The sequence below is a fragment of the Streptomyces sp. NPDC053673 genome (assembly GCF_055585225.1).
In genome coordinates this window covers 349435-375708 of the sequence record NZ_JBVJKN010000005.1, presented here as the reverse complement: position 1 = coordinate 375708, position 26274 = coordinate 349435, and the positions used below count along the sequence as shown (strand labels likewise).

Sequence of the window (26274 nt, the reverse complement as noted above, 5' to 3'; positions counted from 1 at the left end):
GTCGGGGAACGCGCGCGGGGCCCGGAACCTCATCGGTTTCCGGGCCCCGCGCGTACGGCCGTGGGCTCTATGGCCTCACTTGGTGGGCTTGTACGGATGGCCTCACTTGGTGGGCTTGTAGGGCGTCGGCTTCGCCTGCCCCTTGTAGACGCTGATGTGGAGCTCCTTGAGGCGGGCCTCCTCGACCTCCGCGGGCGCGCCCATCAGCAGGTCCTGCGCGTTCTGGTTCAGCGGGAAGGCGATCGTCTCGCGGATGTTCGGCTCGTCGGCCAGCAGCATCACGATGCGGTCGACGCCCGGGGCGATGCCACCGTGCGGCGGGGCGCCGAACTGGAAGGCGCGGAGCATTCCGGAGAACTCCTGCTCCACGGTCTCGCGGTCGTAGCCCGCGATCTCGAACGCCTTGAACATGATCTCGGGCTCGTGGTTCCGGATCGCACCGGAGGACAGCTCGACGCCGTTGCAGACGATGTCGTACTGCCAGCCGAGGATGTCCAGCGGGTCCTGGGTCTCCAGGGCCTCCAGCCCGCCCTGCGGCATGGAGAACGGGTTGTGCGAGAAGTCGATCTTGCCGGTCTCCGCGTCCCGCTCGTACATCGGGAAGTCGACGATCCAGCAGAACCGGAAGACGTTCTCCTCGAAGTGGCCCGCACGACGCGCGGCCTCGACCCGCACCGCACCCATGATCTTGGAGACCTCTTCGAAGTCGCCCGCGCCGAAGAACACCGCGTGGCCGGGGGCCAGGCCGAGGCGCTCGGTGAGGACCTTGACGTTCTCCTCGGTGAGGAACTTGGCGATCGGGCCGGACAGCGCGCCGTCGTCGCCCACGCGCACCCAGGCGAGGCCCTTGGCGCCCTGCTCGATCGCGTACTCGCCGAGCTGGTCGAAGAACTTCCGCGGCTGGTCCTGGACGGCCGGCACCGGAAGGGCGCGGACGTGCTTGCCCGCGAAGGCCTTGAACTCGGAGCCCTCGAAGACATCGGTGATGTCGACGAGCTCCAGCTGGGCGCGCAGGTCCGGCTTGTCGGAGCCGTACTTCAGCATCGCCTCGCGGAACGGGATCCGCGGGAACGGGGAGGTGACGTGGCGGCCGTTGCCGAACTCCTCGAACAGCTCGGTCATCAGCTTCTCGACCGGCTGGAAGACGTCCTCCTGCTCGACGAAGCTCATCTCGATGTCGAGCTGGTAGAACTCGCCCGGCGAGCGGTCGGCGCGGGCGTCCTCGTCACGGAAGCAGGGAGCGATCTGGAAGTAGCGGTCGAAGCCCGCGATCATCAGCAGCTGCTTGAACTGCTGCGGGGCCTGCGGCAGCGCGTAGAACTTGCCCGGGTTGAGGCGGGACGGCACCAGGAAGTCACGGGCGCCCTCGGGGGAGCTCGCGGTGAGGATCGGGGTCGCCATCTCGTTGAAGCCGAGCGCGGTCATCTTGTGCCGGATGGCGGAGATGACGGCGGTGCGCAGCATGATGTTGCGGTGCATGCGCTCGCGGCGCAGGTCCAGGAAGCGGTACTCGAGGCGCCGCTCCTCGTTGACACCGTCGTCCGTGTTGATCGTGAAGGGCACCTGGGCGGAGGCGCCGAGCACCTCGACCGCGGTGACCTCGATCTCGATCTCGCCGGTCGGCAGGTCCGGGTTGATGTTCTCGGAGCCACGGGCGGAGACCTTGCCGTCGACACGGACGACGGTCTCCTTGCTCAGGTGGCTGAGCGCCTCGTTGGCGGGGGTGCCGGGACGGGCGACGAGCTGGACCAGACCGTAGTGGTCGCGGAGATCGATGAAGAGGATGCCGCCCAGGTCTCGGCGATTGTGCAGCCAGCCGCTCAGCCGCACGTCGGTGCCGACGTCAGAGGCGCGGAGCTCGCCGCAGGTGTGGGACCTGTACCGATGCATCGTCGTTCATCCAGTCTTCGCGATGGGGGATGTGGGCAGACCCACCCAGGTTACCGTCCGGCCCAGGATCCCCTTTCCGTATTACGCGGCGCCATCGCGCGGCGGCCCGCGCGGTGGCGGCCCTTTCGGCGCGGGCGGGAGCCGCGGGATACCCAGCGGGTGAACGTGGGCGCATCGTGAATACAGTAGGAAAATGCGCACCGAGGACGTCCTGGCCGCGATCGCGACCGGCCTGTGGCGCTGGGACAACGTATCCGGGACCGTCACCCTCGACGCGGAAGCCGCCCGGCTGCTCGGGCTGCCCGCCGGACCCGGCACCTTCAGCGTGTCCGCCGTGCGCGCCCGCTTCCACCCGGTCGACTGGAACGAGGTCAGCGGCACCGTCCGGCTCGCCGTCGCCGAGGGGACCCTCGCCGAGACACGGATGCGGATCGTCGACGCGGAGGGCCGGGTGCTGCGTACCGTACGCAGCCGCTCCAGGCCCATCGGCGAGGGCGACGACTACTACTTGATCGGCACGCTCCAGGAGGTCGTGGAGCCGCAGCCGGGCACCAGCGCCCGCACCCCCATCACCGGCGACTGGCGCCGCTCCCGCGAGGCGTTCCTGCTGGACGCCGGACGGGCGCTGGCCGAGGCCCGGTCCACGGCGGAGGTGCTGCGGGTCGCGGCTTCGCTGTCGATGCCCGGCTTCTCGCCGGACGGTCTCGTCGTCTTCGGGGCCGAGGGCGGCCGGCTGAAGGTCCTCGGCCAGCACGGGTACGACCCTGTCGACGGCGGCCCGTTCGCCGACATGCCGCTGGACACCGAGTATCCGGCCGCCGAGGTCATCCGTACCGGCCGGGCCCTCTACATCCCGTCCCCCGAGGAGTACCGCAGCCGCTACCCCGTCGTCTGGCCGGTCATCAAGCGCTTCGGCCGCCACTCCTGGGCCTTCCTCCCACTGATCGTCGCGGGCCGCACCATGGGCGCCTGGATGGCGGCCTTCCGTCATCCGGTGACCTTCACACCCGACGAGCGGTCGGTGCTCACCACGGTCGCGCGGATGCTGGCGCAGGCCCTCGCCCGGGCCGGGGCCGCCGAGAGCGAGCGGGAGCTGTCGCGCGGTCTGCAGCGCTCGATGATGCCGAACCTGGGGCCGGGCATCCCGGGGATGTCGGTGGCCGCGCGGTACGTCCCGACCGGCGGCGGGCTGCAGGTGGGCGGCGACTGGTACGACCTGATCCCGCTGCCGACCGGGCGCATCGCGCTGATCATCGGTGACGTGCAGGGCCATGACGTACGGGCGGCCGGACTGATGGGGCAGCTGCGGATCGCCCTGCGGGCGTACGCCTCCGAGGGGCACCGCCCCGACGCCGTGCTCTCGCGGGCATCGCGCTTCCTGGTCGGGCTGCACGACTACGCGGAGAGCGAGGCGTACGACGACGGCGACGTGGTCGGACGCATCGGCCCGTACAGCGGACCGCGCTTCGCGACCTGCCTCTATCTGGAGTGCGACCCGGCGACCGGCACCCTCGACATCGCGCGAGCCGGGCACCCGGACCCGGCGATCCGGATGGCCGACGGCACGGTCATCCTGCGGCCCACGGCCGGTGGGCTGCCGCTCGGCATCGACCCGGACTCGGACTATCCGACCACGCGGATCTCGCTCGAACCCGGCGAGACGATCATGATGTGCACGGACGGCCTGCTGGAGACCGGCGGCCACGACCTGCAGAGCGGCTGGGAGCGGATCCGGGCCGTGCTGGAGGAGCACCGCGGCGAGGGCGACTCGCTGGAGCTGGAGAAGCTCGCCGACGCCCTCGTCCAGGCCGTTCACGGCCCGGCTTCGCACTACACGACCGGGCCGCTCGCCGACCGGCGCGAGGACGACATCGCGGTGCTGCTGCTGTCCCGGCACGGCAGGCCGCCCCGCCGGGCCCCGCGCCGTACCGTCCTCACCGTCGCCCAGGCGGAGCCGGAGCGGCTCGCGATCGCCCGGCAGCAGATGCGCGACCTGCTGCACGACTGGACGGACGGGGAGCAGGTCGACTCGGCGGTGCTGATGGTCTCCGAGATGGTCACCAACGTACTCATACACACCGACGACGACGCGCTGATGGTGGCGGAGGCGGCGGGCGAGCACGGCGGCCGGCGCCTCCGGGTGGAGGTCTCCGACGCGAGCGACGAGCTGCCGCACAAGCGGCAGCCCGGCGAATGGGCGTCCTCCGGGCGGGGGCTGCTGCTGATGGAGATGCTCGCGGACGTGTGGGGCGTGGATCCGCGGGGCGAGGGCAAGTCGATCTGGTTCGAGCTCTACGAGCCGGGTGCCGCGGAGGGCGCTCCCGGCGAGCCGCCACCACCCGCCGGGCCTTCGGCCGGTCCCTCCGTGGGCTCGCCGACCGGTTCGTAGCGGCCCCGCAGCACGCCGATCACGCCGAACGCGGCGGCGGTCAGGGGCACGGCCAGCAGCATCCCGAGGATCCCGGCGATCCCGGCGCCTGCCGTGATCGCCAGCATGACGACCGCCGGATGCATCTGGACGGTACGGCTCTGGATCATCGGCTGCAGGACGTGCCCCTCCATCACCTGTACGGCGAGGACCACCCCGAGCGCCCAGAGCGCGATCACGAACCCCCGGTCGGCGAGCGCGACGAGAACGGCGAGCGTGCCGGAGATGAAGGCCCCCAGGTACGGGATGTACGCGAAGACGAAGACAAGGGCGCCGAGCCCGACCGCGCCGGGCACGCGGAGGATCAGCAGACCGATCGTGATGCAGATGGCGTCGATCAGCGCGATGAACGTCGTCCCTCGCATGAAGCCCTCGACGGCCTCGAAGGCCCGTCGCCCCATCGCCTCCACGATGTCTCCGGTGGAGCGGGGAGCGAGGGAGCGCAGGGCGCCGACCGCGCGGTCGGAGTCCCGGAGGAAGAAGAAGATCAGCAGCAGGGCGAGGACGGCGATCGCGACCAACTCGCCGACGACGCTGAGCCCTGAGATCACCCCCGTGGCGGCCGTCCCGCCGAACTTGGTGAGCAGGTCCTTGGAGTTGGCCGCCAGATCGTCCAGCGAGGTCCCGGCGGCGCCGAAGTGCTTGGTGAGATCCCGGGCGGCCTGTCGGAGCGAGGCGATGATCTGGTCACCGCTCTCGATCAGCGCGCTGACCACGATGTACATGGCCCCGCCGACGACGGCGACCACGGCGGCGCAGGTCAGCCCGGCGGCCAGGGACCGCTGCACCTTCATCTTGACGAGCCGCCGGTACAGCGGCCGGAGCAGGGCCGTACCGAGCAGGGCGAGCAGTACGGGCGTGACGGCGGTCTTGAAGACGATGATCAGCCATACGCCGACCGCGGCGACGCCGGCCACGAGGAGCGCGACGACACACCAGGCCGCGACCCGCTTCACGGGTTCGGGGAGGAGCGGCGGGCGCGTGGGCGTGGGCTGCGACGGGGGCACGGCCCCCAGTCGATCATGCGTGGTGCGCCGCGGCGCGCCCGTCCGGGCCGGACGGGTGACGCCCCATCAGGTGAGTTGCTGCGCCCGGCAGTGCGGGCCGGGCGCGGCATCGACCGTGCGTCGAGCGCGGCATCGGGTCGTCGCTTCGCCGAGCCGTCGAGTCGCAGGCTTACGCGGGCTTACATCCCGTGCACGGCGGGGATGGTGCCCAGCCGGCCCTTCTGGAAGTCGTCGAAGGCCTGCTGCAGCTCCTCGCGGGTGTTCATCACGAACGGCCCGTAGTGCGCCATGGGCTCGCGGATCGGCTGCCCGCCGAGCAGCACGACCTCCAGTTCCGGCGTGTTCGAGTCCTGCTTCTCGTCCGCACGGACGGTCAGCGAGGAGCCCGCGCCGAAGACGGCGGTCTGGCCGCTGTGGACCGGACGGCGGTCCGTGCCGACGCTGCCACGGCCGGCGAGGACGTACACCAGACCGTTGAAGTCCTCGCGCCACGGCAGGTTGATCTCGGCGCCGGGGCGCAGGGTCGCGTGGACCATGGTGATCGGCGTGTGGGTGATGCCGGGTCCCTCGTGGCCGTCCAGCTCACCGGCGATGACCCGGAGCAGCGCGCCGCCGTCGGGGCTGGTCAGCAGCTGGACCTGGCCGCCGCGGATGTCCTGGTAGCGCGGAGGCATCATCTTGTCCTTCGCCGGCAGGTTCACCCACAGCTGCAGACCGTGGAAGAGACCGCCGGACATGACGAGCGACTCCGGCGGCGCCTCGATGTGCAGAAGGCCCGAGCCCGCGGTCATCCACTGGGTGTCCCCGTTGGTGATGGTGCCGCCACCGCCGTTGGAGTCCTGGTGGTCGAAGACGCCGTCGATGATGTACGTGACGGTCTCGAATCCGCGGTGCGGGTGCCACGGGGTGCCCTTGGGCTCGCCCGGCGCGTACTCCACCTCGCCCATCTGGTCCATCATGATGAACGGGTCGAGGTACTTGTAGTTGATCCCGGCGAACGCACGTCGCACCGGGAAGCCCTCCCCCTCGAATCCGCTGGGCGCCGTGGTCACGGCGAGCACGGGACGCGCCTGGGCATCGGCGGGCGCGACGACGCGCGGCAGGGTGAGCGGATTCTCGACAGTCACTGCAGGCATGGCGGGACCTCCTTGTGCGTCCGAGTTTAGTTGAACGCTGAACTTCTTGCCACCCTGAACGCGAAAACGCCCGGGATCAATTCCCGGGCGCACGTCATGTCGGCCATGATCGGCCGCACCGGCTCATCCGTACATACGGCGCATCGCGAAGTCGACCATCTGCTCCACGGCCTTCGCGTCGAACACCATCCGGTGGTCCCCCTCCATGTCGAGGACGAACCCGTATCCGGTCGGCAGCAGGTCGATCACCTCCGCGCCCGTGATCACGAAGTACTTCGACTCCTTGCCCGCGTACCGCCGCAGCTCCTTGAGCGACGTGAACATAGGGATCACCGGCTGCTGGGTGTTGTGCAGCGCGAGGAAACCGGGGTTGTCGCCGCGCGGGCAGTACACCTTCGACGTCGCGAAGATCTGCTGGAAGTCCTCCGCGGACAGAGACCCGGTCGTGAACGCCCGCACCGCGTCCGCGAGCGACGGCGGCGACGGCTCGGGATACAGCGGCTGCTCGCCGTACCCGGCACCAGCGCCGTGCATGCCGGCACCGGACATCGGCTGCTGCGGCGGGGCGGCGTAGTGCTGCTGAGCGCCGGGGTTCTGGTCGTAGCCGTACATGCCCGCAAGCGTACCGACCGGCAGTCGCCTCGCGTCAGGCCCTAGGAACGACCGAGGGGAACCGGCCCGCGGCAGCGAGCCGTGTCACAGATGACCGATAGGGGTTGCACGTTATTACCGGCGGGTAGCATCATCGTAGCTACTTGCTGGTAGATGTACGAGGAACCCTGCCTCCTCCCCGATCCTTACGGAGCCGTCGCCATGGGGCACTACAAGTCGAATCTCCGCGACATCGAGTTCAACCTCTTCGAGGTCCTCGGGCGCGACAAGCTGTACGGCACCGGCCCGTTCGCGGAGATGGACGTCGAGACCGCCAAGAGCATCCTCGACGAGATCGCCCGCCTCGCGGAGAACGACCTCGCCGAGTCCTTCGAGGACGCCGACCGCAACCCGCCGGTCTTCGACCCGGCGACCAACACCGCGCCGGTCCCGGCGTCGTTCAAGAAGAGCTACAAGGCCTTCATGGACTCCGAGTACTGGCGGCTCGGCCTGCCCGAGGAGATCGGCGGGACGACCGCGCCGCGCTCCCTGGTCTGGTCCTACGCCGAGCTGCTCCTGGGCTCGAACCCCGCGATATGGATGTACTCCTCGGGTCCGGCCTTCGCCGGGATCCTCTTCGAGGAGGGCAACGAGGCACAGAAGAAGGTCGCCCAGATCGCGGTCGAGAAGCAGTGGGGCTCCACGATGGTCCTCACCGAGCCGGACGCCGGCTCGGACGTCGGCGCAGGCCGCACCAAGGCGATCCAGCAGGAGGACGGCTCCTGGCACATCGAGGGCGTGAAGCGCTTCATCACCTCCGGTGAGCACGACATGGAGGAGAACATCCTCCACTACGTGCTGGCGCGCCCCGAGGGCCACGGCCCCGGCACCAAGGGCCTGTCCCTCTTCCTCGTGCCGAAGTTCCACTTCGACTGGGAGACCGGCGAGCTCGGCGAGCGCAACGGTGTCTACGCGACGAACGTCGAGCACAAGATGGGCCTCAAGGCCTCCAACACCTGCGAGATGACGTTCGGCGACCAGCACCCCGCCAAGGGCTGGCTGATCGGCGACAAGCACGACGGCATCCGCCAGATGTTCATGATCATCGAGTTCGCCCGCATGATGGTCGGCACGAAGGCGATCTCCACCCTGTCGACGGGCTACCTGAACGCGCTTGAGTACGCCAAGGAGCGCGTCCAGGGCTCCGACCTGTCGCAGTTCATGGACAAGACCGCGCCCAAGGTCACCATCACGAACCACCCGGACGTGCGCCGCTCGCTGATGACGCAGAAGGCGTACGCGGAGGGCATGCGCTCCCTCGTTCTCTACACCGCCTCCGTCCAGGACGAGATCGCCTTCAAGGAGGCCGCCGGCGAGGACGCGAAGACGCTGCACGGCCTGAACGACCTGCTGCTGCCGATCGTGAAGGGCTACGGCTCCGAGAAGGCGTACGAGCAGCTCGCCCAGTCGCTGCAGATCTTCGGCGGCTCCGGGTACCTGCAGGAGTACCCGATCGAGCAGTACATCCGCGACGCCAAGATCGACACCCTCTACGAGGGCACCACCGCGATCCAGGGTCAGGACTTCTTCTTCCGGAAGATCGTCCGCGACCAGGGCGCCTCGCTGAACCTGCTGGCCGAGGAGATCAAGAAGTTCCTCGCGGTCGGCACCGGCGGCGACGAGCTGGCCGGCGCCCGTGACGCGCTCGCCAAGGCCGCCGTCGACCTGGAGGCGATCGTCGGCCGCATGCTGACCGACCTCACCGCCACCGGCGAGGACGTCAAGAACATCTACAAGGTCGGCCTCAACACCACCCGCCTGCTGCTGGCCTCCGGCGACGTCGTTGTCGGCTACCTGCTGCTGCGCGGCGCGGCCGTCGCCGCCGAGGCGCTGGAGACCGCCTCCGCAAAGGAGAAGGCCTTCTACCAGGGCAAGATCGCGGCCGCGAAGTTCTTCGCCGCCAACGTCCTGCCGGGTGTCTCGCTCGCCCGCGAGATCGCCGAGGGCGTCGACAACGAGCTGATGGAGCTGGACGAGGCCGCGTTCTAGTGCCGCGACCGGCAATGTCTGCGCGACAGGGCAGAGCTTGCCGGGAGGGACACTAGGTCCGGCCCCGGCCGACCTCGTCAACGGGGGCTCGCTTCCTTTCCGGGAGCGGGCCCCCGTACCTCGTTAAGGTGAACACCATGAGCAGCAGTGACGCACCGGCCCGCTTCGACCGCGGACACACCGATGACCTGATGTCCTTCCTCGCGGCGAGCCCGTCGCCGTACCACGCCGTGGCGAATGCCGCCGAGCGGCTGGAGAAGGCCGGTTTCCGGCAGGTCGAGGAGACCGACGCCTGGGACGCCGTGACATCAACGGCTTCCGCCGCGGGCACCGGCGGGAAGTACGTGCTGCGCGGCGGGGCGATCGTCGCCTGGTACGTGCCTGAGGGGGCGGAGGCCCACACGCCGTTCCGGATCGTCGGCGCGCACACCGACTCGCCGAACCTGCGGGTGAAGCCCCAGCCCGACATGGGCGCGCACGGCTGGCGGCAGATCGCCGTCGAGATCTACGGCGGCCCGCTGCTCAACTCCTGGCTCGACCGCGACCTGGGCCTGGCCGGCCGGCTCTGCCTGCGGGACGGGACGACGCGGCTGGTGAACATCGACCGGCCGCTGCTGCGCGTGCCGCAGCTCGCCATCCACATGGACCGTTCGATCCACGAGAAGGGTCTGCAGCTCGACAAGCAGAAGCACATGCAGCCCATCTGGGGTCTGGGCGACTCCGTCGGCGAGGGCGACCTCATCTCCTTCCTGGAGGCGGAGACCGGGCTCTCCGCCGGGGAGATCACCGGCTGGGACCTGATGACGCACGCACTGGAGGCGCCCGCGTATCTCGGCCGGGACCGGGAGCTGCTGGCCGGTCCGCGGATGGACAACCTGCTGTCCGTGCACGCGGGGACGGCTGCGCTGGCCGCGGTCTCCGCGCGCGACGACCTGACGTACATCCCGGTGCTCGCCGCCTTCGACCACGAGGAGAACGGCTCCCAGGCGGACACCGGCGCGGACGGGCCGCTGCTCGGGTCGGTGCTGGAGCGCTCGGTGTTCGCGCGCGGCGGTACGTACGAGGACAAGGCACGCGCCTTCGCCGGTACGGTCTGCCTCTCGTCCGACACCGGGCACGCCGTGCACCCCAACTACGCGGAGCGGCACGACCCGACGCACCACCCGCGCGCGAACGGCGGCCCCATCCTCAAGGTCAACGTCAACCAGCGGTACGCGACGGACGGCAGCGGACGGGCCGTGTTCGCCGCGGCATGCGAGCGCGCCGGGGTGCCGTGGCAGACGTTCGTCTCCAACAACGCCATGCCGTGCGGCACGACGATCGGCCCGATCACCGCCGCCCGGCACGGGATCAGGACCGTCGACATCGGTGTGGCGATCCTGTCCATGCACAGCGCGCGCGAACTGTGCGGCGCGGAGGACCCGTATCTGCTGGCCAACGCCCTGGTGGCCTTCCTGGAGGGGCGAACGCGCGAGGTGAGCCCCCCGGGGTGAACCCGCCGTCACGGCATGGCTGTTCCGGAAGCGGGTACCCGGAACAGCACACTGCTTTCAGGAGGCGGACATCATGGGCCTGGGAGGCTGCATTCTGCTGATCGGGGCGGGGGCCATCCTCACCTTCGCGACCGACTGGCAGACCGAGAGCGTCAACCTCGATCTGGTCGGGCTGATTCTGATGGCGGTGGGCATCATCGGCGTCGCCACCTTCACGAGTATCGCGAGGCGGCGGCGCGCGGTCGTCCCGCCGGTCGCGCCGACGTACGTGGACGAGGACGGCACGCCCGGACGCCGCCGCTGACCAACACGGACCGCAACATCCGCGAAACACCCTGCCTGACACGGTGTTTCACATGGTTCTGCTGGGACAGCGGACGAGCCTCGTGCGTCACCGGGGCCCATCGCCAAGGAAGTTGACCACCGTGCTCGCCGCGGCCGTCGTGCTGATCGCCGCGCTCGCCGCCGTACTCGTCCACGAGTACAACGACCGCCCGCCGTGGGGTGACGACATCGCGTACGAGGCCGGGTACGTGCAGGCCACGCGCATCAGGAAGGCCGATGTGTCGGGCGAACTGACGAAGGAGCTGCTGAGCGGGGGCTGCGCGCGGATGGAGTCCGAGGGACTCGGCGGCCGCAGGGCCACCCACAACCCGGGGTTGTGGGTGGCCGGTTGCCTCGACGGCGCGGCGGGACGCCTCTCGGCCAAGCAGGGCCTGTTCCACTGAGGCCGGTGCGGCCCTGGTCCCGGTGGCGGCCCTGGGCCGTGTGCGGGCCTAGGCGTCCATACCCGCCAGCACCAGCGGAAGGCGCGCCGCACCGTCCTGCGTCACACGGACCGGAACGCCCCAGTCCTGCTGGTGCACATGGCAGGCCGGGTACTCGTTGTCAGGGTCGTCGTCGCAGGACGCGGCCATCGCCGAGACGTGCAGCACGCCCTCCGTCACGGCCGGGTCGAGCTCCAGCTCACGGAACAGGTCCGTGCCCGCGCCCTCGCCGGCCGTGAGCAGCTCCGGCGGGGTGGAGGAGACGAGGAGCCGGGTCGAAGGACCGTAGCGGTTGTCGAGCTTCTGGCCGGCCGGGGCCTGGAACACGACGTCCAGCCGCAGCGTGCCCGGGGCGACCTCCGTCGCGGCCCGCTGCGTACGGTGCGCGACGGCCTCGACCCGTACGGCCTCCTCGGGCAGCCGAAGCCGGGTCAGCCGGTGCCGGGCCGACTCCACGACGACGATGTCGTCTCCCACGAGGACTGCGGCGGACGGCTCCCGCAGATCGGTGGCGAGGGTCGTCACCTCACCGGTCGCCGGGTCGTAGCGGCGCAGCGCGTGGTTGTACGTGTCGGACACGGCAACCGAACCGTCGGGCAGCGCGGTGACGCCCAACGGGTGCTGGAGCAGCGCCTGTCCGGCGTCCCCGTCGCGGTGTCCGAAGTCGAAGAGGCCGGTGCCGACGGCGGTGTGGACGACTCCGTCGGTGTCGACCCAGCGCAGCGCGGAGGTCTCCGAGTCGGCGATCCACAGCCGGTCCTCGGTGGCGGCGAGACCGGACGGCTGAGCGAACCAGGCCTCCGGTGCCGGCCCGTCGACCAGGCCCTCGTTGGTCGTCCCGGCGGCGGCCTCGACGGTGTCCGTGGCCGGGTCGTACGTCCACAACTGGTGGACGCCGGCCATGGCGATCCACACCTTGCCCTGCCACCAGGCCACGTCCCACGGTGACGACAGATCCACCTCACGGGCCGGCCCGGACGTCGGCGACCCCTGCCACCACTGCCGCCCGGTGCCGGCGACGAGCTCGATCGCGCCGCTCGCGGGGTCGTACGTCCGCAGCGCGTGGTTCACGGTGTCGGCGACGACGACGCGCCCGTCCGGGAGCAGCGCGAGCCCCTGCGGCTCCCGGAAGTCCCCGTCGCCGATGCGCCGGACGGCCGTCTCGCCGTCCGGCTCCAGCTCGACCAGTTGGTGCCGGGTCGAGTCGGACACCAGGAAGTTCCCGGACGGCAGCAGCACGGCCTTCCCGGGGAAGCGCAGATCGCCGGCCTCGGGCTCCGGCGGTACGTACGGCCCGTCCCCGCGCCGCAGCGTCCCCTTCGCGCCGTGCTCGGCCTCCAGCTCCTCCACCAGCCGCTCGATGGCATGGGCATGCCCTTCACCGGCGTGCTGCGCGACGACGTACCCCTCGGGGTCGATCACGACGAGCGTCGGCCACGCCCGCACGGCGTACTGCTTCCAGGTCGCGAGCTCCGGGTCGTCGAGGACGGGGTGGTGCACCTCGTACCGCTCGACGGCGTCGACGACGGCCTGGTGCTCGGCCTCGTGCACGAACTTCGGCGAGTGCACACCGACGATCACCAGGGTGTCCCGGTGCTTCTCCTCCAGCTCGCGCAGCTCGTCCAGGACATGCAGGCAGTTGATGCAGCAGAACGTCCAAAAATCCAAGATCAATGTGCGACCTCGGAAGTCGGCGAGCTTCAGATCCTTGCCGCCGGTGTTGATCCACCCCCCTTTGCCGATCAGCTCGGGGGCACGGACACGGGCACGTCGGCGGGGCGCAGGCGCGGGGGTGGGCGCCGGGGCGGCATCGTTCATGGTTCAAGCTTGCCATCCTGGTATGAACGTCGGATCACACGCGTACGGCAACGCCTGCGACAGGGGAGCGAAGGTTGGCTGCGGACGGGAACGAGACGGCTGCTGGTGAGACGGCCGGGACGGTACGGGCGTTCATGGCGCTGCCGGGGCGTACGGAGGACCGTCGGGAGCCGTTCTACAGGTGCCTGGCGGACGTCGTCGGGATCCTCGGGCTCGATGTCCCTCCGGAGCCGGACCCCGCTGATCGACGAACTTGGGAGCACCGCGCTCGGGCGGCACTGCGTGAGGCCTGCCGCCGGGACGTGAGCCTTTCCGAGGAGTCCTTCGACGCGCTCGTCAGGGCGGCCGTCCACGACCCCGATCCGAGCTTCAACCGTCAGTTCGTCGAGCCTGCTCTGAACGCTTTCGGGTACAGACGCGTCCAATCCGCGCTGCTCGGTTACCTGCGGACGGGCACGGACGTGGTGCGGGCGGGCGCCGCGCGGGCCTGGTACTGGTCGGCCATGCCCCTGCGGATGCCCCTCGTACGGGCGGAGAATCCCGGTGTCGCCGACCCGGCGGAACCCGATGACGGCTCGGTCGTGTCGGTCGAGTGGCGAGAGGCCGCGCTGCGCGAGTTCGTGACCAACGAGCACGTGGACGTCCGGCGCTGCATCCTCCCCGGACTGCCGCTCCGGAAGTCGGTCTACCCGCCGGAGTTGCACGACCTGGTGGACGCGGCGGTAGCGATAGCCCGGTCCCATCCGGACGAGTACATCCGCCACCGCGTGGAACACCAGGTCGGCGACTGACGCACCACCACGACGACCGGTGGGCCGTGGCCATCGGCTGTTTCCGCGCGGGGGCTCGGTGCTGTCCCACCGAGTAGGGGCGACTTCCGGCCCCGAGGCGAAAAACCGTTATCCCGTATGCCGCACGCCCCTCTCCTCTGTGCCGGACGGACCGGCCTTCCGATGAGAGCGGGGCCCCGATGCAGCGCACGAACAGGCCGACCTGGTTTCCCGAGACCGTGGCGACGTTTCCCGAGACCGTGGCGACGTTTCCCGAGACCGTGGCGACCCAGTCGGTCCGGATTGCGCCAGAGGTACGCGGCGGGCGCCGGCGGGCCGCGGGGAAGGGCCGGCACAGCCGCCGACCGCGGCCGGGGTTCCGGCCGGACGTGCCGGGGCCCGTGGTCGTGGGTGTGGCCGCGGCTGCCGTCCTCGCGGGCGGGATCTTCGCGCTGAGCGGTTCGGACGGGGACGCTGCGAACGATGAGGCCGTGGCTGCGTCCGTGCGGGAGGTGCCCGGGGACCCGGGCGTTGCGCTGGCCCCGGGCGGCGAACTCTCCGGCTTCATACCCCCGGCGTCGCCCTCGGCCTCCCCGTCGGCGGCACCTTCGACGTCTCCCGGGACGACGGACGGCGCGCCCACCGGCACCCGGAACAGCACGGCCGCCGCGTCCACCCCCACGTCCCGGCACCAGGAGCGCACCGCGCAGCCTGCCGCGGAACGGACGAAGGACGGGGGAGGCGGCAAGGCGACGGGCCAGGCGGCCCGGTTCGCCGAGCAGATCGCCGAACTGGTCAACGTCGAGCGGGCGAAGGCCGGCTGCGCCCCGCTCCGGGTGAGCGTCCAGGTGCAGGCCGCGGCCCAGGCGCACGCCGACGACATGGCGGCCCGCGACTACTACGAGCACGCGAGCCCGGAGGGCCGGCACGCCGACGACCGGATGCGCGCCGCGGGCTATCCGGCCGGCAAGTGGGGCGAGAACATCCACCGGGGGCCGGACGACCCGGCGACGGCGATGATCGACTGGATGAACAGCCCCGGCCACCGTGACAACATCCTGGACTGCGGATTCACGGACTTCGGGGTCGGTGTGAACCTCAGCGCCAACGGGCCGTGGTGGGTGCAGAACTTCGGCACCCGGAACTGACCGTGCCGGGCCGGGCCTGGCCGGGTGGAGGCCCAGGGCGCAGTACGGACCTCCGGGGCACAGTGCGGACCCCGGGGCGCAGCACCGCCCCGGCCGTGCGGCCCGCGCGGCACCGTCAGCGCGGCACCGTCACCGCGGCGGCGTCAGCCCCAGGACGCGGTCCTTGAGCGCCGGGAACTGCTCCCGGGTCTGCGCCACCTTCGCCGGGTCGATGTCGACGGTGAGGATCTCCTCCGCCGCGCCCGCCTCGGCGAGGACCTCGCCCCAGGGGTCGACGACGATGCTGTGGCCCGCCTGCTCGACGCCCGCGTGGGTGCCTGCGCTGCCGACGGCGAGGACGTACGACTGGTTCTCGACGGCGCGGGCCTGGGCGAGCAGGGTCCAGTGGGCGCGGCGGCGTTCGGGCCAGCCGGCGGCGATGACGAGGAGGTCCGCGCCGGCGTCGACGAGGCCGCGGAAGAGTTCGGGGAAGCGGAGGTCGTAGCAGGTGGCGAGGCCGAGGGTGGCCTCGGGGAGCCGTACGGTGGCGAGTTCGTCGCCCGCGGCCATCATCACCGCCTCGCCCTTGTCGAAGCCGAAGCGGTGGATCTTGCGGTAGACCCGGGCGAGTTCCCCGGTGGGGGAGAAGACCAGGGACGTGTTGTAGAGGGGGCCGGAACCCGCGGCGGAGCCACTGCCGGACGGGGCCCGCTCGACGATGGAGCCCGCGTGCAGCCAGACGCCCGCGTCACTCGCCGCCTTCGCCATCGCCTCGTACGAGGGACCTTCGAGCGGCTCCGCCTCCGTCTCGAAGAGCTCGTAGGCGAAGGCTCCGACCGGCCACAGTTCGGGGAGGACGACAAGATCGGCACCGGCCTGCTCACGTACCAGAGCCGCGGCTCGCTGCCTGCGGGAATCTACGGGTTCGTCCGGGTCTACTGCGATCTGGATGAGTGAGGCGCGCACACTACCACCGTCCTGGCATTCGAGCCGTCAACACGGGCCTACGATCGTCACACGAAAGCACTGCCGGGGTGCCCGAGGGCAGCGTAACTTGTCCACCACAGCACCCAGCCCGCGCACAACCGCCGAGGGGTTCCGTGACCGTCCATCCCAGTCTCCAGACCTACGCCGACGCCTGGACCCACTCCATCGAAGCGATATCCGAGCTGGTGCAGCCCCTTGTCGAAGGGGAGTGGAACCGCCCGACGCCGTGCCCCGCGTGGTCGGTGCGCGACATCGTGTCGCATGTCATCGGCATGGAGTGCGAAATGCTCGGTGACCCCCGGCCGATCCACACCCTGCCGCGCGATCTCTACCACGTACGCAGTGAGTTCTCGCGCTACATGGAGATGCAGGTCGATGTGCGCCGGCACCACACGGCACCCGAGATGACCTCCGAGCTGGAGTACACGATCATCCGGCGGAACAGGCAGCTGCGGAACGAGAACCGCGCGCCCGACACGATGGTCCGTGCCCCTCTCGGGGCCGAGCAGACCCTGGAACTGGCCTACCGGATGCGGGCGTTCGACGTCTGGCTGCACGAGCAGGACCTCCGCACCGCGCTGGGCAAGCCGGGCAACCTCGACTCCCCCGGCGCCCTGGTCGCACGGGACACGTTCCTGGCCGTCCTGCCGAAGGTCGTCGCCAAGGACGCGGGCGCCCCGCCGAACTCGGCGGTCGTCTTCGACGTGAGCGGGCCCGTGGAGTTCCTGCGGACCGTCCGCGTGGACGCGGAGGGCCACGGCACGATAGACGGCGCGCCGTCGCTGGGGCCCGCGGCGACGCTGGCGCTGGACTGGGAGACGTACGTACGGCTCGCCGCCGGCCGGGTCAGGCCCGCGGCGGTCGGCGACCGGATCAAGGTCGAGGGCGACCCGGACCTGGCGGCGGCGATCCTGGACTCGTTCGCGGTGACGCCGTAGCGCGGCGGGGCGTACTCGCCCCGCCGCCTGCGGGCAGCCGGGCGCCGTGCGCCCGGCCGGGGCCGTCCGCGGCCTCCCCCGCGCCCGCGCGTCACGCCGGGACGTGGACCGCCTCCACCCGGCTCGCCACCAGCCGTTCCCGCTCCAGCCGCACCGTGCGTGCCCGCAGCCGCAGGATCTGGAGCACGCCCAGGGCCTCCAGGACGAACACCGACGAGAACGCGATCCGGTAGTTGTCGCCGGTCGCGTCCAGCAGCACGCCCACCGCCAGCAGTGTGGTCATGGACGCGACGAACCCTCCCATGTTGACGATGCCGGAGGCCGTGCCCTGGCGCTCCGGCAGGTTCGCGGGGCGGGCGAAATCGAAGCCGATCATCGAGGCGGGGCCGCAGGCGCCGAGGACCGTGCAGAGTGTGAGCAGCAGCCATATCGGGGACCGGTCGCCCGGGTAGGCAATGGTGGCGCCCCATACCGCGGCCGTCACCGCGACCGTGCCGAGCGCGAGCGGCGCCCTCGCGGCATGGTGCCGGGCAATGATCTGCCCGTACACCAGACCCACCACCATGTTGGAGACCACCACCAGGGTGAGCAGTTCGCCCGCGGTCTCCCGGGACAGCCCCTGCGCCTCGACGAGGAAGGGCAGACCCCACAGCAGCAGGAAGACCATGGCGGGGAACTGGGTCGTGAAGTGCACCCACATACCGAGGCGGGTGCCGGGCTCACGCCAGGACAGGGCGATCTGCTTGCGGACGAAGGCGGCTCCGGCGTGCTCGGCGGGGGCCGGTTCGCATCCCTCGGGATGGTCCTTGAGGAAGAGCAGGAGCAGCACCATGACGAGCCCTCCGGCCGCCGCGCTGCCGGCGAACGTCGCGGTCCAGCCGAGGCCGTGCAGCAGCCGGGAGATGAAGATGGTCGAGACGAGATTGCCGGCCATGCCGAACAGCGCGGCGATCTGCGCGATGAGCGGTCCGCGCCGGGCCGGGAACCAGCGTGAGCCGAGCCGCAGCACGCTGATGAAGGTCATCGCGTCGCCGCAGCCGAGCAGCGCGCGCGAGGCGAGGGCCGTGCCGTACGAGGGGGAGAGCGCGAAGCCGAGCTGTCCCGCGGTGAAGAGGACGACGCCGAGGGTCAGCACCTTCTTGGTGCCGAGCCGGTCGACCATCAGGCCGACGGGTATCTGCATGCCGGCGTAGACCAGCAGCTGGAGTATGGAGAAGGCCGAGAGCGCGGAGGCGTTGACGTCGAAGCGGTCGGCGGCGTCGAGTCCGGCGACACCCAGGGACGTACGGAAGATGACGGCGACGAAGTAGACGGCGACGCCGATGCCCCAGACGACGAGGGCCCGGCGTCCGCCCGGCGGATCACCGGGCAGTGAGACGGCGCCTCCCGGTCCTGCCGAGCTCATCGCTCCTCACCCCGGACGAGCACCTTGACCCAGCTCAGGTGCTGGCGCACACAGTGCGCGGCCAGCTCGGTGTCGCCGGCCCTGATGGCCTCCAGCATCTCGGCGTGCTCCGCGATGTTCTTGGCGATCCGGTCGGGGTGCGAATGCATCACGGCGACACCCATCCGCAGCTGACGGTCGCGGAGCTGGTCGTAGAGGCGGGAGAGGATCTCGTTCCCGGCGTGACGGACGATCTCCGCGTGGAAACAGCGGTCGGTGACGGCGACCTCGGCGAGGTCGCCGGACTCGGCGCGCTGCTTGTGCTCCTCCAGCAGCTCCTCGAGGCGCTCGATCAGCCGCGGCGGAGCCGGTACGGCCTTGCGGACGGCGAACTCCTCGACCAGCAGCCGGGTTTCGACGACATCGGCGATCTCCTGGGCGGAGACGGCGAGAACCAGGGCGCCCTTCTTCGGGTAGAGCCTCAGCAGTCCTTCCATCTCCAGCTTGAGGAGCGCTTCGCGCACGGGGGTGCGGGAGACTCCGACGGCCTCGGCCAGCTCGCCCTCGGTGAGCAGCGTGCCGCCCTCGTAGCGACGGTCGAGTACGGCCTGCTTGATGTGGGCGTAGACGCGCTCGGCGGCAGGGGGCTGTCTGGTGGAGGCGGCGGACATGTGCACAGCTTAGATACAACAGGGGTGCAACAGGAGTACCCGTCCAGCATGCAGGACTCATCCAGGGCACCTGCGGGGCGTGTCAGGGCGCATCCAGGACGCCTGCGGGGCGCATGCGGAACGGTCCCGGGGCGTGTCCGGGCGCGGGGGCGTGTCCGTGACACGGGGCGGCGCCGGAAGCCCCGATGATGTTCGCGCGAGATCTGCGCAACATCCGTACATCCATCTGCCCCACTCGCGAGTCTCGTATCGGGACCCTCCTTTCTCCTGGGTCCCAAATCGACTTTGGAAGTTGCGACTTCCGACGCATTCGCGACCATCGGAGCGTTTCCTTTGATACTCAGCCACAAGGGCCTGCGCCGCGCCGCCACCGTCGCTCTCGCGGGCGGTCTGCTGCTGACGGCCTCGCCCCTGGCCGCGCCCGCGCAGGCGGCGGTGCCGATCCCGTCCATCACCGCCAAGGGCGGCTTCCTCCTCGACCAGGCGGACGGCAAGGCCATCTACGGCAAGGCGAACAACACGCGCCGCCAGATGGCGAGCACCACGAAGCTGGTGACGGCCATCACGGTCCTCACCACTCCGGGCGTGGACCTCAACAAGAAGGTCACCATCAAGCAGGAGTACCGCGACTACGTCGTCCGCAACGGCGCGAGCACCGCGGACCTGCGCACCGGTGACAAGCTGACGGTCCGCCAGCTGCTGTCCGGGCTGATGCTGCCGTCCGGCTGCGACGCCGCGTACGCCCTTGCCGACGCCTACGGCACCGGGACGACGACCGCCGCCCGCACGAAGTCGTTCATCGGCAAGATGAACAAGAAGGCCACGCAGCTCGGCCTGGTGAACACCAAGTTCGACTCGTTCGACGGCATCTCCACGACGGGGAACAACTACACCACCCCGTGGGACCTGGCGAAGCTCGCCCGCCACGCGATGAGCAGCGCCACCTTCCGTGACGTCGTCAAGGTGACGTCGTACAAGACCACCGCGACGACGAGCACCGGCGGCACCCGTACGTACACCTGGTACAACACCAACAAGCTGCTGGGCTCGTACAGCGGCGCCATCGGTGTGAAGACCGGGACCGGCACGGCCGCGGGCCCTTGCCTCGTCTTCGCCGCGACCCGCAACGGCAAGACCTACACCGGTGTCGTCCTGGCCTCGACGACCGGCGACGCGCGCTTCACGGACGCCGCGAAGCTGCTCGACTTCGGCTTCGCCTCCACCAGCGCCCGGACGATGGAGCTGCGCTCACTCCCGGCCGGCGCGCAGCGTGACTGATCACGCCTGAACGAACGGAAGAGGTCCCGGGACGCGGCGCACGTCCCGGGACCTCTTTCATGAGCCGGTCGGGCCCAGGTGATGACCGGGTCAGGCCCAGGTGATGAGCCTCTTCGGCTGTTCCAGGATCGCGGCGACGTCCGCCAGGACCTTGGAGCCCAGTTCGCCGTCGACCAGGCGGTGGTCGAAGGAGAGCGCCAGAGTGGTGACCTGGCGGGGCTTCACCTTGCCCTTGTGGACCCAGGGCTGCAGCTTGATCGCGCCGACCGCGAGGATCGCGGACTCGCCCGGGTTGAGGATCGGTGTACCGGTGTCGACACCGAAGACGCCGACGTTGGTGATGGTCACCGTGCCGCCCTGCATGGCCGCCGGGGTCGTCTTGCCCTCACGGGCCGTCGCCACCAGCTCGCCCAGGGACTCCGCCAGCTGCGGCAGGGTCTTGTCGTGCGCGTCCTTGATGTTCGGCACGATCAGACCGCGCGGGGTGGCCGCGGCGATGCCCAGGTTGACGTAGTGCTTGAGCACGATCTCCTGGTTCACCTCGTCCCAGGCGGCGTTGACCTCCGGGTTGCGCTTGATCGCGACCAGCAGCGCCTTGGCGATGAGCAGCAGCGGGTTCACGCGGAGCCCCGCCATGTCCTTGTCGGACTTGAGCTCCTCGACCAGCCTCATCGTGCGCGTGACGTCGACCGTGACGAACTCGGTGACGTGCGGCGCGGTGAAGGCGGACCCGACCATCGCCTGCGCGGTGGCCTTCCGTACGCCCTTGATGGGGACACGGGTCTCGCGGGCGCCGGCCACGGCAACGGGCTCCGCGGCCGGGGCGGGCGCCTGCACCGGCTGCACCGGCGCCGGGGCGGCGGCGGGGGCCGCGGGAGCCACCGCCGCGTGGACGTCCTCGCGGGTGATGATCCCGTCGGGCCCGCTCGGTACGACCGTCGCGAGGTCCACGCCGAGGTCCTTGGCCAGCTTGCGGACCGGCGGCTTGGCGAGCGGCCGCGCCGCGGCGGGGGCGGCGGTCCCCTGTCCGTTCAGCTCGGCCTGCACGGCCGCCTGGACCTGTGCGGCCTGCGCCTGCTCGGGCACCGAGGTGCCCTTGCGCGGGCGGCGCTTGGTGGAGGACTCGGCCACGCCGTAGCCGACCAGCACCGGCTGGCGGCCCGCGGGCTTCGCCTCGGCCTCCGGTTCGGCGGCCGCGAGCGTGGGCTCGGTGGCCGCCGGCGGCGGCTCCTCGGCCGGGCCCGACCCCGGCGCCACGTCCACCGTGATGATCGCGGTGCCGACATCCACCGTGGTGCCCTCGTCGAAGCGCAGCTCGTGCACGACGCCGTCGTACGGAATCGGCAGCTCGACGGCCGCCTTCGCCGTCTCGACCTCGCACACCACCTGGCCGTCGGTCACGGTGTCGCCGGGCTGTACGTACCACTTGAGGATCTCGGCCTCGGTGAGTCCCTCGCCCACGTCGGGCATCTTGAACTCACGGAAGCGAGCCGCGTTCTCAGTCATCGTCGTCACGACCCTCTCCTCAGTACGCCAGCGAGCGGTCGACGGCGTCGAGCACCCGGTCCAGACCCGGAAGGTACTCCTCCTCCAGCCGGGCCGGCGGGTAAGGGGCGTGGAATCCGCCGACCCTCAGCACCGGCGCCTCCAGGTGGTAGAAGCACCGCTCCGTGATGCGGGCGGCGATCTCCGCGCCGGAGCCGTAGAAGACCGGGGCCTCGTGGACGACGACGAGCCGGCCGGTCTTCTCGACGGACTTCTGGACGGCGTCGAAGTCGATCGGGGACATCGAGCGAAGGTCCAGGACCTCGACCGACTTGCCCTCCTCCTGGGCGGCCGCGGCGGCCTCCAGGCAGACCTTCACCATCGGCCCGTACGCGGCGAGCGTGAGGTCGGTGCCGGGACGCGCGACACGGGCGGTGTGCAGCGGGCCGGGGATGGCCTCGGTGTCGACCTCGCCCTTGTCCCAGTAGCGCCGCTTCGGCTCGAAGAAGATCACCGGGTCGTCGCTCTGGATGGCCTGCTGGAGCATCCAGTAGCCGTCCGACGCGTTCGACGGGGAGATCACCTTGAGGCCCGCGACATGCGCGAAGAGGGCTTCCGGGGACTCGGAGTGGTGCTCGACCGCGCCGATGCCACCGCCGTAGGGGATACGGACGACGACCGGCATCTTGATCTTGCCGAGCGCGCGGGCGTGCATCTTCGCGAGCTGGGTGACGATCTGGTCGTACGCGGGGAAGACGAAACCGTCGAACTGGATCTCGACGACCGGGCGGTAGCCGCGCAGCGCGAGACCGATCGCGGTGCCGACGATGCCGGACTCGGCGAGCGGGGTGTCGATGACCCGCTCCTCGCCGAAGTCCTTCTGGAGCCCGTCGGTGATACGGAAGACTCCGCCGAGCTTGCCGACGTCCTCACCCATGATGAGGACCTTGGGGTCGGTGTCGAGGGCCTTGCGCAGCGACTCGTTGAGCGCCTTCGCGAGGGACATCTTCTCTACGGCCATGGCTTACTTGCCCTCCTGCGCCGGAGCGTCCGCGAACGACGCCTGGTAGGCGGCGAACTGCGCGCGCTCCTCGTCGACGAGGGCGTGCCCGTCGGCGTAGACATTGTCGAAGATCGCCATGTGGTCCGGGTCGGGCATGGCGCGGACGGCCTCGCGGACGCGCTTGGCGAGCGTGTCGCTCTCCTCGTCGAGGGCGGTGAAGAACGCCTCGGCCTCGCTCTTGTCGAGGACGGCGTTCTCCAGGTACGTGCGCAGGCGCAGGATCGGGTCCTTGGCCTCCCATGCCTGCCGCTCGTCGTCGTGCCGGTACTTGGTGGGGTCGTCGGAGGTGGTGTGGGCACCCATCCGGTACGTGAACGCCTCGACCAGCGTCGGGCCCTCACCGCGGCGGGCGCGCTCCAGCGCGGACCGGGTCACGGCGAGGCAGGCCAGCACGTCGTTGCCGTCGACGCGGACGCCGGGGAAGCCGAAGCCCTGCGCGCGCTGGTAGAGCGGCACGCGGGTCTGGCGCTCGGTGGGCTCGGAGATCGCCCACTGGTTGTTCTGGCAGAAGAACACGACCGGGGCGTTGTAGACCGCGGAGAAGGTGAACGACTCGGCGACGTCGCCCTGGCTGGAGGCGCCGTCACCGAAGTACGCGATCACCGCGGAGTCGGCGCCGTCCTTGGCGACTCCCATCGCGTAGCCGGTCGCGTGCAGCGTCTGCGAGCCGATCACGATGGTGTACAGGTGGAAATTGTTGCTGTTCGGGTCCCAGCCGCCGTGGTTCACGCCACGGAACATCCCCAGCAGGTTCGTCGGGTCGACCCCGCGGCACCAGGCGACGCCGTGCTCGCGGTAGGTCGGGAAGACGTAGTCGTCGTCGCGCAGCGCACGGCCGGAGCCGATCTGGGCGGCCTCCTGGCCGAGCAGCGAGGCCCACAGGCCCAGCTCGCCCTGGCGCTGGAGTGCGGTCGCCTCGGCATCGAAGCGGCGGGTGAGGACCATGTCCCGATAGAGCCCGCGGAGCTCTTCGGGGCTGAGGTCGATGTCGTAGTCCGGGTGCTCGACCCGCTCACCTTCGGGCGTCAGCAGCTGTACGAGCTGGGGCTCGGAACTCGTTGGCTTCTTCGCTGCGCTGACGCGCTTACTGCTGCGGCGCGGTTTGCGCGCGGCAGTGCTCTCCACGGTCACGTGCGTGCTCCTCCGTCTGTCCGGCCCCCGGGGTCCGCCGGGGTCCAGTGCGGCTCGCCTGTACCCGTCGGTGCACGGGGTGGGTGCGGCTCGGCCGGGAACAGGCGTGACAGGTGCCCCGGCGAGCGCCCTGCCAAAGGCACGTTACCCAGTGGGGTGCATTACTGCGAAACCCCATTTGACCTGCGATTTTGCTTGGATTTCCAAGTAAATCGAGAAATGCGGGAACAACCACTGGTCACAGCCCTGCAGGCTGCCGGAACACCGGCACGTTATCCCGGGCACCCCGGGCATTGGAAGAGTGAATATGTGAGACTGCTTTCGTGCATGAAGAGGGACAAATCACCGTATTTCTGGTCGATGACCACGAGGTGATGCGGCGTGGCGTCTACGAGTTGCTGTCCGTGGAGGAGGACATCGAGGTCGTCGGCGAGGCCGGTACCGCCGCGGACGCACTGATCAGGATTCCCGCGACCCGCCCGGATGTGGCCGTGCTCGACGTGCACCTTCCGGACGGCAGCGGGGTCGAGGTGTGCCGTGAGGTCCGTTCCCAGAACGACGGCATCAAATGCCTGATGCTCACCTCGCACGCGGACGACGAAGCCCTTTTCGACGCGATCATGGCCGGGGCCTCGGGATACCTCCTCAAGGCGGTCCGCGGGGCCGAGCTGCTGACCGCCGTACGGGACGTGGCGGCGGGCAAGTCGCTCCTCGACCCGGCCGCCACCGCGCGCGTCCTCGAGCGGCTGCGCGACGCCAACAGCCCCAAGGCCGACGACAAGCTGGCGAGCCTCACCGACCAGGAGCGCAGGATCCTGGATCTGATCGGCGAGGGTCTGACCAACCGGGCCATCGGCGAGCGGCTGAACCTGGCCGAGAAGACCATCAAGAACTACGTCTCCAGCCTGCTCGCCAAGCTGGGCATGGAGCGGCGCTCGCAGGCCGCGGCGTATGTGGCGAGGATGAAGGCGGAGCGGCGCTGAGGTCCGTGCGGCGCTGAATGCGGGCGGCAGCGGAAGGACCACCCGGACGGACCGGCTCCGTCCGGGTGACGCGTCCGGGACCGGCTGACGCGTTCGGGACCGGCCGAGGAACTCCGCGCCGTCGAGCTGCCCACCCCGGGTCCCGTACGTACGGCCGGCCGGCGACCAGCATGGACATTTCGGGGGGCGACCTCATCGACACGCTGAGTGATCTAACATCTGGCGAGTGCCGCGCTCATCTGCTACTGCCCCGCCTCCGCTCGGCGCGCTCCTGCGCCGGTACGAGGATGCCGGCGAGCCCCTCTCCTGCGAGCCCGTCACCCAGGGCCTCCTGAACCGCGGCTACCGCCTCGCCACCACCCGCGGCGCCTACTTCCTCAAACACCATCTCGACGCGCCGACCGCCGACCGCGACACCATCGCCCGCCAGCACCGCGCCACCCAGCGGCTGCAGTCGCTGGGCGTCCCCGTCGCCCCGCCCGTCGCGGACACGGCCGGCGACACCGTCGCGGTCATCGGCGGCCGCTGCTACGCCCTGCACCCCTGGATCGACGGCCGGCACCGGGACGGTGCCCAGCTCACCACCCTCGAATCGCGCCGGCTCGGAGCGCTGCTGGGCCTGGTGCACACCGGTCTGGAGCGGGTGATGGAGGAGTCGGGCCCGCCCGCCCCGGAGCACGGCCACGACCACAGCCACAGCCGGGAGCACGACAGCGCCGACCCCGACGAGACCTTCGCCCTCATCGACCGACTGCTGGACCTGGCTCGCGGCCACAGCCCCCGGGACACCTTCGACGCGCTCGCCGAGCACCGGCTGCTGGAGCGCCGCGCCCTGCTGGAGCGGCACGCGCACCGACGGCCGCCGCCGGGCGCCGCCAGCGGCTGGGTGCACGGCGACTTCCACCCGCTGAACCTGCTGTACCAGGGCGCCGAACCCGCCGCGATCGTCGACTGGGACCGGCTGGGGGTGCAGCCGCGCGCCGAGGAGGCCGTACGGGCCGCGGCGATCTTCTTCGTACAGCCCGCGGGAGCGCTGGAGCTGGCGAAGGTACGGGCGTACGCGCGCGCCTACCGGCGGGCGGCGGGGGCGGACTGCGCGGAGCTGGCGGCCGCCGTGCACCGGGTGTGGTGGGAGCGGCTCAACGACTTCTGGATACTGCGCTGGCGCTACCAGCTGCACGACCGAAGGGCCGACCCGCAGTTTCCTGCGGTGTCGGCCCTGGCGGTGTGGTGGACGCGGGAGTACGAGGCCGTGTGCGAGGCCTTCGCGGGGTGAGA

Annotated in this window: 22 protein-coding genes; 11 read left to right on the top strand and 11 right to left on the bottom strand. The window is 70.6% G+C overall.

From position 1 onward, the window contains the following. Positions 1 to 102 precede the first annotated feature (102 nt). The gene (gene aspS, locus ACZ6ZQ_RS11130) at positions 103 to 1890 is read right to left on the bottom strand and encodes an aspartate--tRNA ligase (RefSeq protein WP_469768239.1); all 1788 of its coding nucleotides are present in this window, start codon (positions 1888 to 1890) and stop codon (positions 103 to 105) included. A 193-nt stretch (positions 1891 to 2083) separates the two neighbouring features. Between aspS and ACZ6ZQ_RS11125 the strand changes: the two genes are divergently transcribed. After that, complete coding sequence (locus ACZ6ZQ_RS11125; protein WP_469768238.1) at positions 2084 to 4279, top strand: ATP-binding SpoIIE family protein phosphatase; 2196 nt, start codon at positions 2084 to 2086, stop codon at positions 4277 to 4279. On the opposite strand, the gene ACZ6ZQ_RS11120 is transcribed toward ACZ6ZQ_RS11125, so the two are convergent. From ACZ6ZQ_RS11120 to ACZ6ZQ_RS11110, 3 genes are all read right to left on the bottom strand, one after another. Then, a complete protein-coding gene (locus ACZ6ZQ_RS11120; protein ID WP_469768237.1) occupies positions 4183 to 5325 on the bottom strand; it encodes an AI-2E family transporter in 1143 nt (380 codons plus the stop codon). The genes ACZ6ZQ_RS11125 and ACZ6ZQ_RS11120 overlap by 97 nt on opposite strands. Before the next feature lie 179 nt (positions 5326 to 5504). Further along, positions 5505 to 6461, bottom strand: a complete 957-nt coding sequence (locus tag ACZ6ZQ_RS11115) for a pirin family protein (RefSeq protein WP_469768236.1) — start codon at positions 6459 to 6461, stop codon at positions 5505 to 5507. Positions 6462 to 6584: 123 nt separating this feature from the next. Continuing rightward, on the bottom strand, positions 6585 to 7073 hold the full coding sequence (locus ACZ6ZQ_RS11110) for an SseB family protein (protein WP_469768235.1): 489 nt from the start codon (positions 7071 to 7073) through the stop codon (positions 6585 to 6587). 201 nt (positions 7074 to 7274) lie between these two features. Here ACZ6ZQ_RS11110 and ACZ6ZQ_RS11105 point away from each other — a divergent pair, with 201 nt between their 5' ends. The 4 genes from ACZ6ZQ_RS11105 (at position 7275) to ACZ6ZQ_RS11090 (ending at position 11322) form a co-directional block, all read left to right on the top strand. Beyond that, positions 7275 to 9101, top strand: coding sequence for an acyl-CoA dehydrogenase (locus ACZ6ZQ_RS11105; protein WP_469768234.1), 1827 nt, complete (start codon positions 7275 to 7277; stop codon positions 9099 to 9101). Positions 9102 to 9238: 137 nt separating this feature from the next. Then, positions 9239 to 10594 (top strand): M18 family aminopeptidase, encoded by a 1356-nt coding sequence (locus ACZ6ZQ_RS11100; RefSeq protein WP_469768233.1) that lies wholly within the window; start codon positions 9239 to 9241, stop codon positions 10592 to 10594. Positions 10595 to 10667: 73 nt separating this feature from the next. Then, positions 10668 to 10898 carry a DUF6458 family protein gene (locus tag ACZ6ZQ_RS11095; protein ID WP_469768232.1) on the top strand — a complete coding sequence of 77 codons (231 nt, stop codon included), beginning with the start codon at positions 10668 to 10670 and terminating at the stop codon, positions 10896 to 10898. Positions 10899 to 11019: 121 nt separating this feature from the next. Continuing rightward, entirely contained in the window at positions 11020 to 11322 is a 303-nt protein-coding gene (locus ACZ6ZQ_RS11090; protein WP_469768278.1) for a hypothetical protein, read from the top strand. Between the two features lie 48 nt (positions 11323 to 11370). Here the strand turns inward: ACZ6ZQ_RS11090 and ACZ6ZQ_RS11085 are convergent, their stop codons facing one another. Beyond that, positions 11371 to 13179 carry an NHL domain-containing thioredoxin family protein gene (locus ACZ6ZQ_RS11085; RefSeq protein ID WP_469768231.1) on the bottom strand — a complete coding sequence of 603 codons (1809 nt, stop codon included), beginning with the start codon at positions 13177 to 13179 and terminating at the stop codon, positions 11371 to 11373. A gap of 74 nt (positions 13180 to 13253) precedes the next feature. On the opposite strand from ACZ6ZQ_RS11085, the gene ACZ6ZQ_RS11080 reads away from it, so the two are divergent. After that, on the top strand, positions 13254 to 13970 hold the full coding sequence (locus tag ACZ6ZQ_RS11080) for a hypothetical protein (RefSeq protein WP_469768230.1): 717 nt from the start codon (positions 13254 to 13256) through the stop codon (positions 13968 to 13970). A gap of 179 nt (positions 13971 to 14149) precedes the next feature. Beyond that, positions 14150 to 15097, top strand: a complete 948-nt coding sequence (locus ACZ6ZQ_RS11075; RefSeq protein ID WP_469768229.1) for a CAP domain-containing protein — start codon at positions 14150 to 14152, stop codon at positions 15095 to 15097. A 129-nt stretch (positions 15098 to 15226) separates the two neighbouring features. On the opposite strand, the gene ACZ6ZQ_RS11070 is transcribed toward ACZ6ZQ_RS11075, so the two are convergent. Next, the gene (locus ACZ6ZQ_RS11070; RefSeq protein ID WP_469768228.1) at positions 15227 to 16042 is read right to left on the bottom strand and encodes a carbon-nitrogen family hydrolase; all 816 of its coding nucleotides are present in this window, start codon (positions 16040 to 16042) and stop codon (positions 15227 to 15229) included. A gap of 134 nt (positions 16043 to 16176) precedes the next feature. Here ACZ6ZQ_RS11070 and ACZ6ZQ_RS11065 point away from each other — a divergent pair, with 134 nt between their 5' ends. Continuing rightward, on the top strand, positions 16177 to 17001 hold the full coding sequence (locus ACZ6ZQ_RS11065; protein WP_469768227.1) for a maleylpyruvate isomerase family mycothiol-dependent enzyme: 825 nt from the start codon (positions 16177 to 16179) through the stop codon (positions 16999 to 17001). 91 nt (positions 17002 to 17092) lie between these two features. On the opposite strand, the gene ACZ6ZQ_RS11060 is transcribed toward ACZ6ZQ_RS11065, so the two are convergent. After that, the gene (locus tag ACZ6ZQ_RS11060) at positions 17093 to 18406 is read right to left on the bottom strand and encodes an MFS transporter (protein WP_469768226.1); all 1314 of its coding nucleotides are present in this window, start codon (positions 18404 to 18406) and stop codon (positions 17093 to 17095) included. After that, positions 18403 to 19056: a GntR family transcriptional regulator gene (locus ACZ6ZQ_RS11055; protein ID WP_469768225.1), complete on the bottom strand. Its 654-nt coding sequence runs from the start codon at positions 19054 to 19056 to the stop codon at positions 18403 to 18405. The genes ACZ6ZQ_RS11060 and ACZ6ZQ_RS11055 overlap by 4 nt, the downstream gene beginning before the upstream one ends. Before the next feature lie 333 nt (positions 19057 to 19389). On the opposite strand from ACZ6ZQ_RS11055, the gene ACZ6ZQ_RS11050 reads away from it, so the two are divergent. After that, the gene (locus tag ACZ6ZQ_RS11050) at positions 19390 to 20334 is read left to right on the top strand and encodes a D-alanyl-D-alanine carboxypeptidase family protein (RefSeq protein WP_469768224.1); all 945 of its coding nucleotides are present in this window, start codon (positions 19390 to 19392) and stop codon (positions 20332 to 20334) included. A 90-nt stretch (positions 20335 to 20424) separates the two neighbouring features. Here ACZ6ZQ_RS11050 and ACZ6ZQ_RS11045 read toward each other — a convergent pair whose 3' ends face one another. From ACZ6ZQ_RS11045 to pdhA, 3 genes are read right to left on the bottom strand one after another with little or no spacing between them, the layout of a single operon-like run. Next, positions 20425 to 21849 carry a dihydrolipoamide acetyltransferase family protein gene (locus ACZ6ZQ_RS11045; protein ID WP_469768223.1) on the bottom strand — a complete coding sequence of 475 codons (1425 nt, stop codon included), beginning with the start codon at positions 21847 to 21849 and terminating at the stop codon, positions 20425 to 20427. A 10-nt stretch (positions 21850 to 21859) separates the two neighbouring features. Then, positions 21860 to 22840: an alpha-ketoacid dehydrogenase subunit beta gene (locus ACZ6ZQ_RS11040; RefSeq protein WP_469768222.1), complete on the bottom strand. Its 981-nt coding sequence runs from the start codon at positions 22838 to 22840 to the stop codon at positions 21860 to 21862. A gap of 3 nt (positions 22841 to 22843) precedes the next feature. Beyond that, a complete protein-coding gene (pdhA, locus tag ACZ6ZQ_RS11035) occupies positions 22844 to 24013 on the bottom strand; it encodes a pyruvate dehydrogenase (acetyl-transferring) E1 component subunit alpha (protein ID WP_469768221.1) in 1170 nt (389 codons plus the stop codon). Between the two features lie 323 nt (positions 24014 to 24336). Between pdhA and ACZ6ZQ_RS11030 the strand changes: the two genes are divergently transcribed. Then, positions 24337 to 24996, top strand: coding sequence for a response regulator (locus tag ACZ6ZQ_RS11030; RefSeq protein WP_469768220.1), 660 nt, complete (start codon positions 24337 to 24339; stop codon positions 24994 to 24996). A gap of 226 nt (positions 24997 to 25222) precedes the next feature. Beyond that, positions 25223 to 26272, top strand: coding sequence for a phosphotransferase (locus tag ACZ6ZQ_RS11025; RefSeq protein ID WP_469768219.1), 1050 nt, complete (start codon positions 25223 to 25225; stop codon positions 26270 to 26272). The last annotated feature ends 2 nt before the right edge of the window (positions 26273 to 26274 follow it).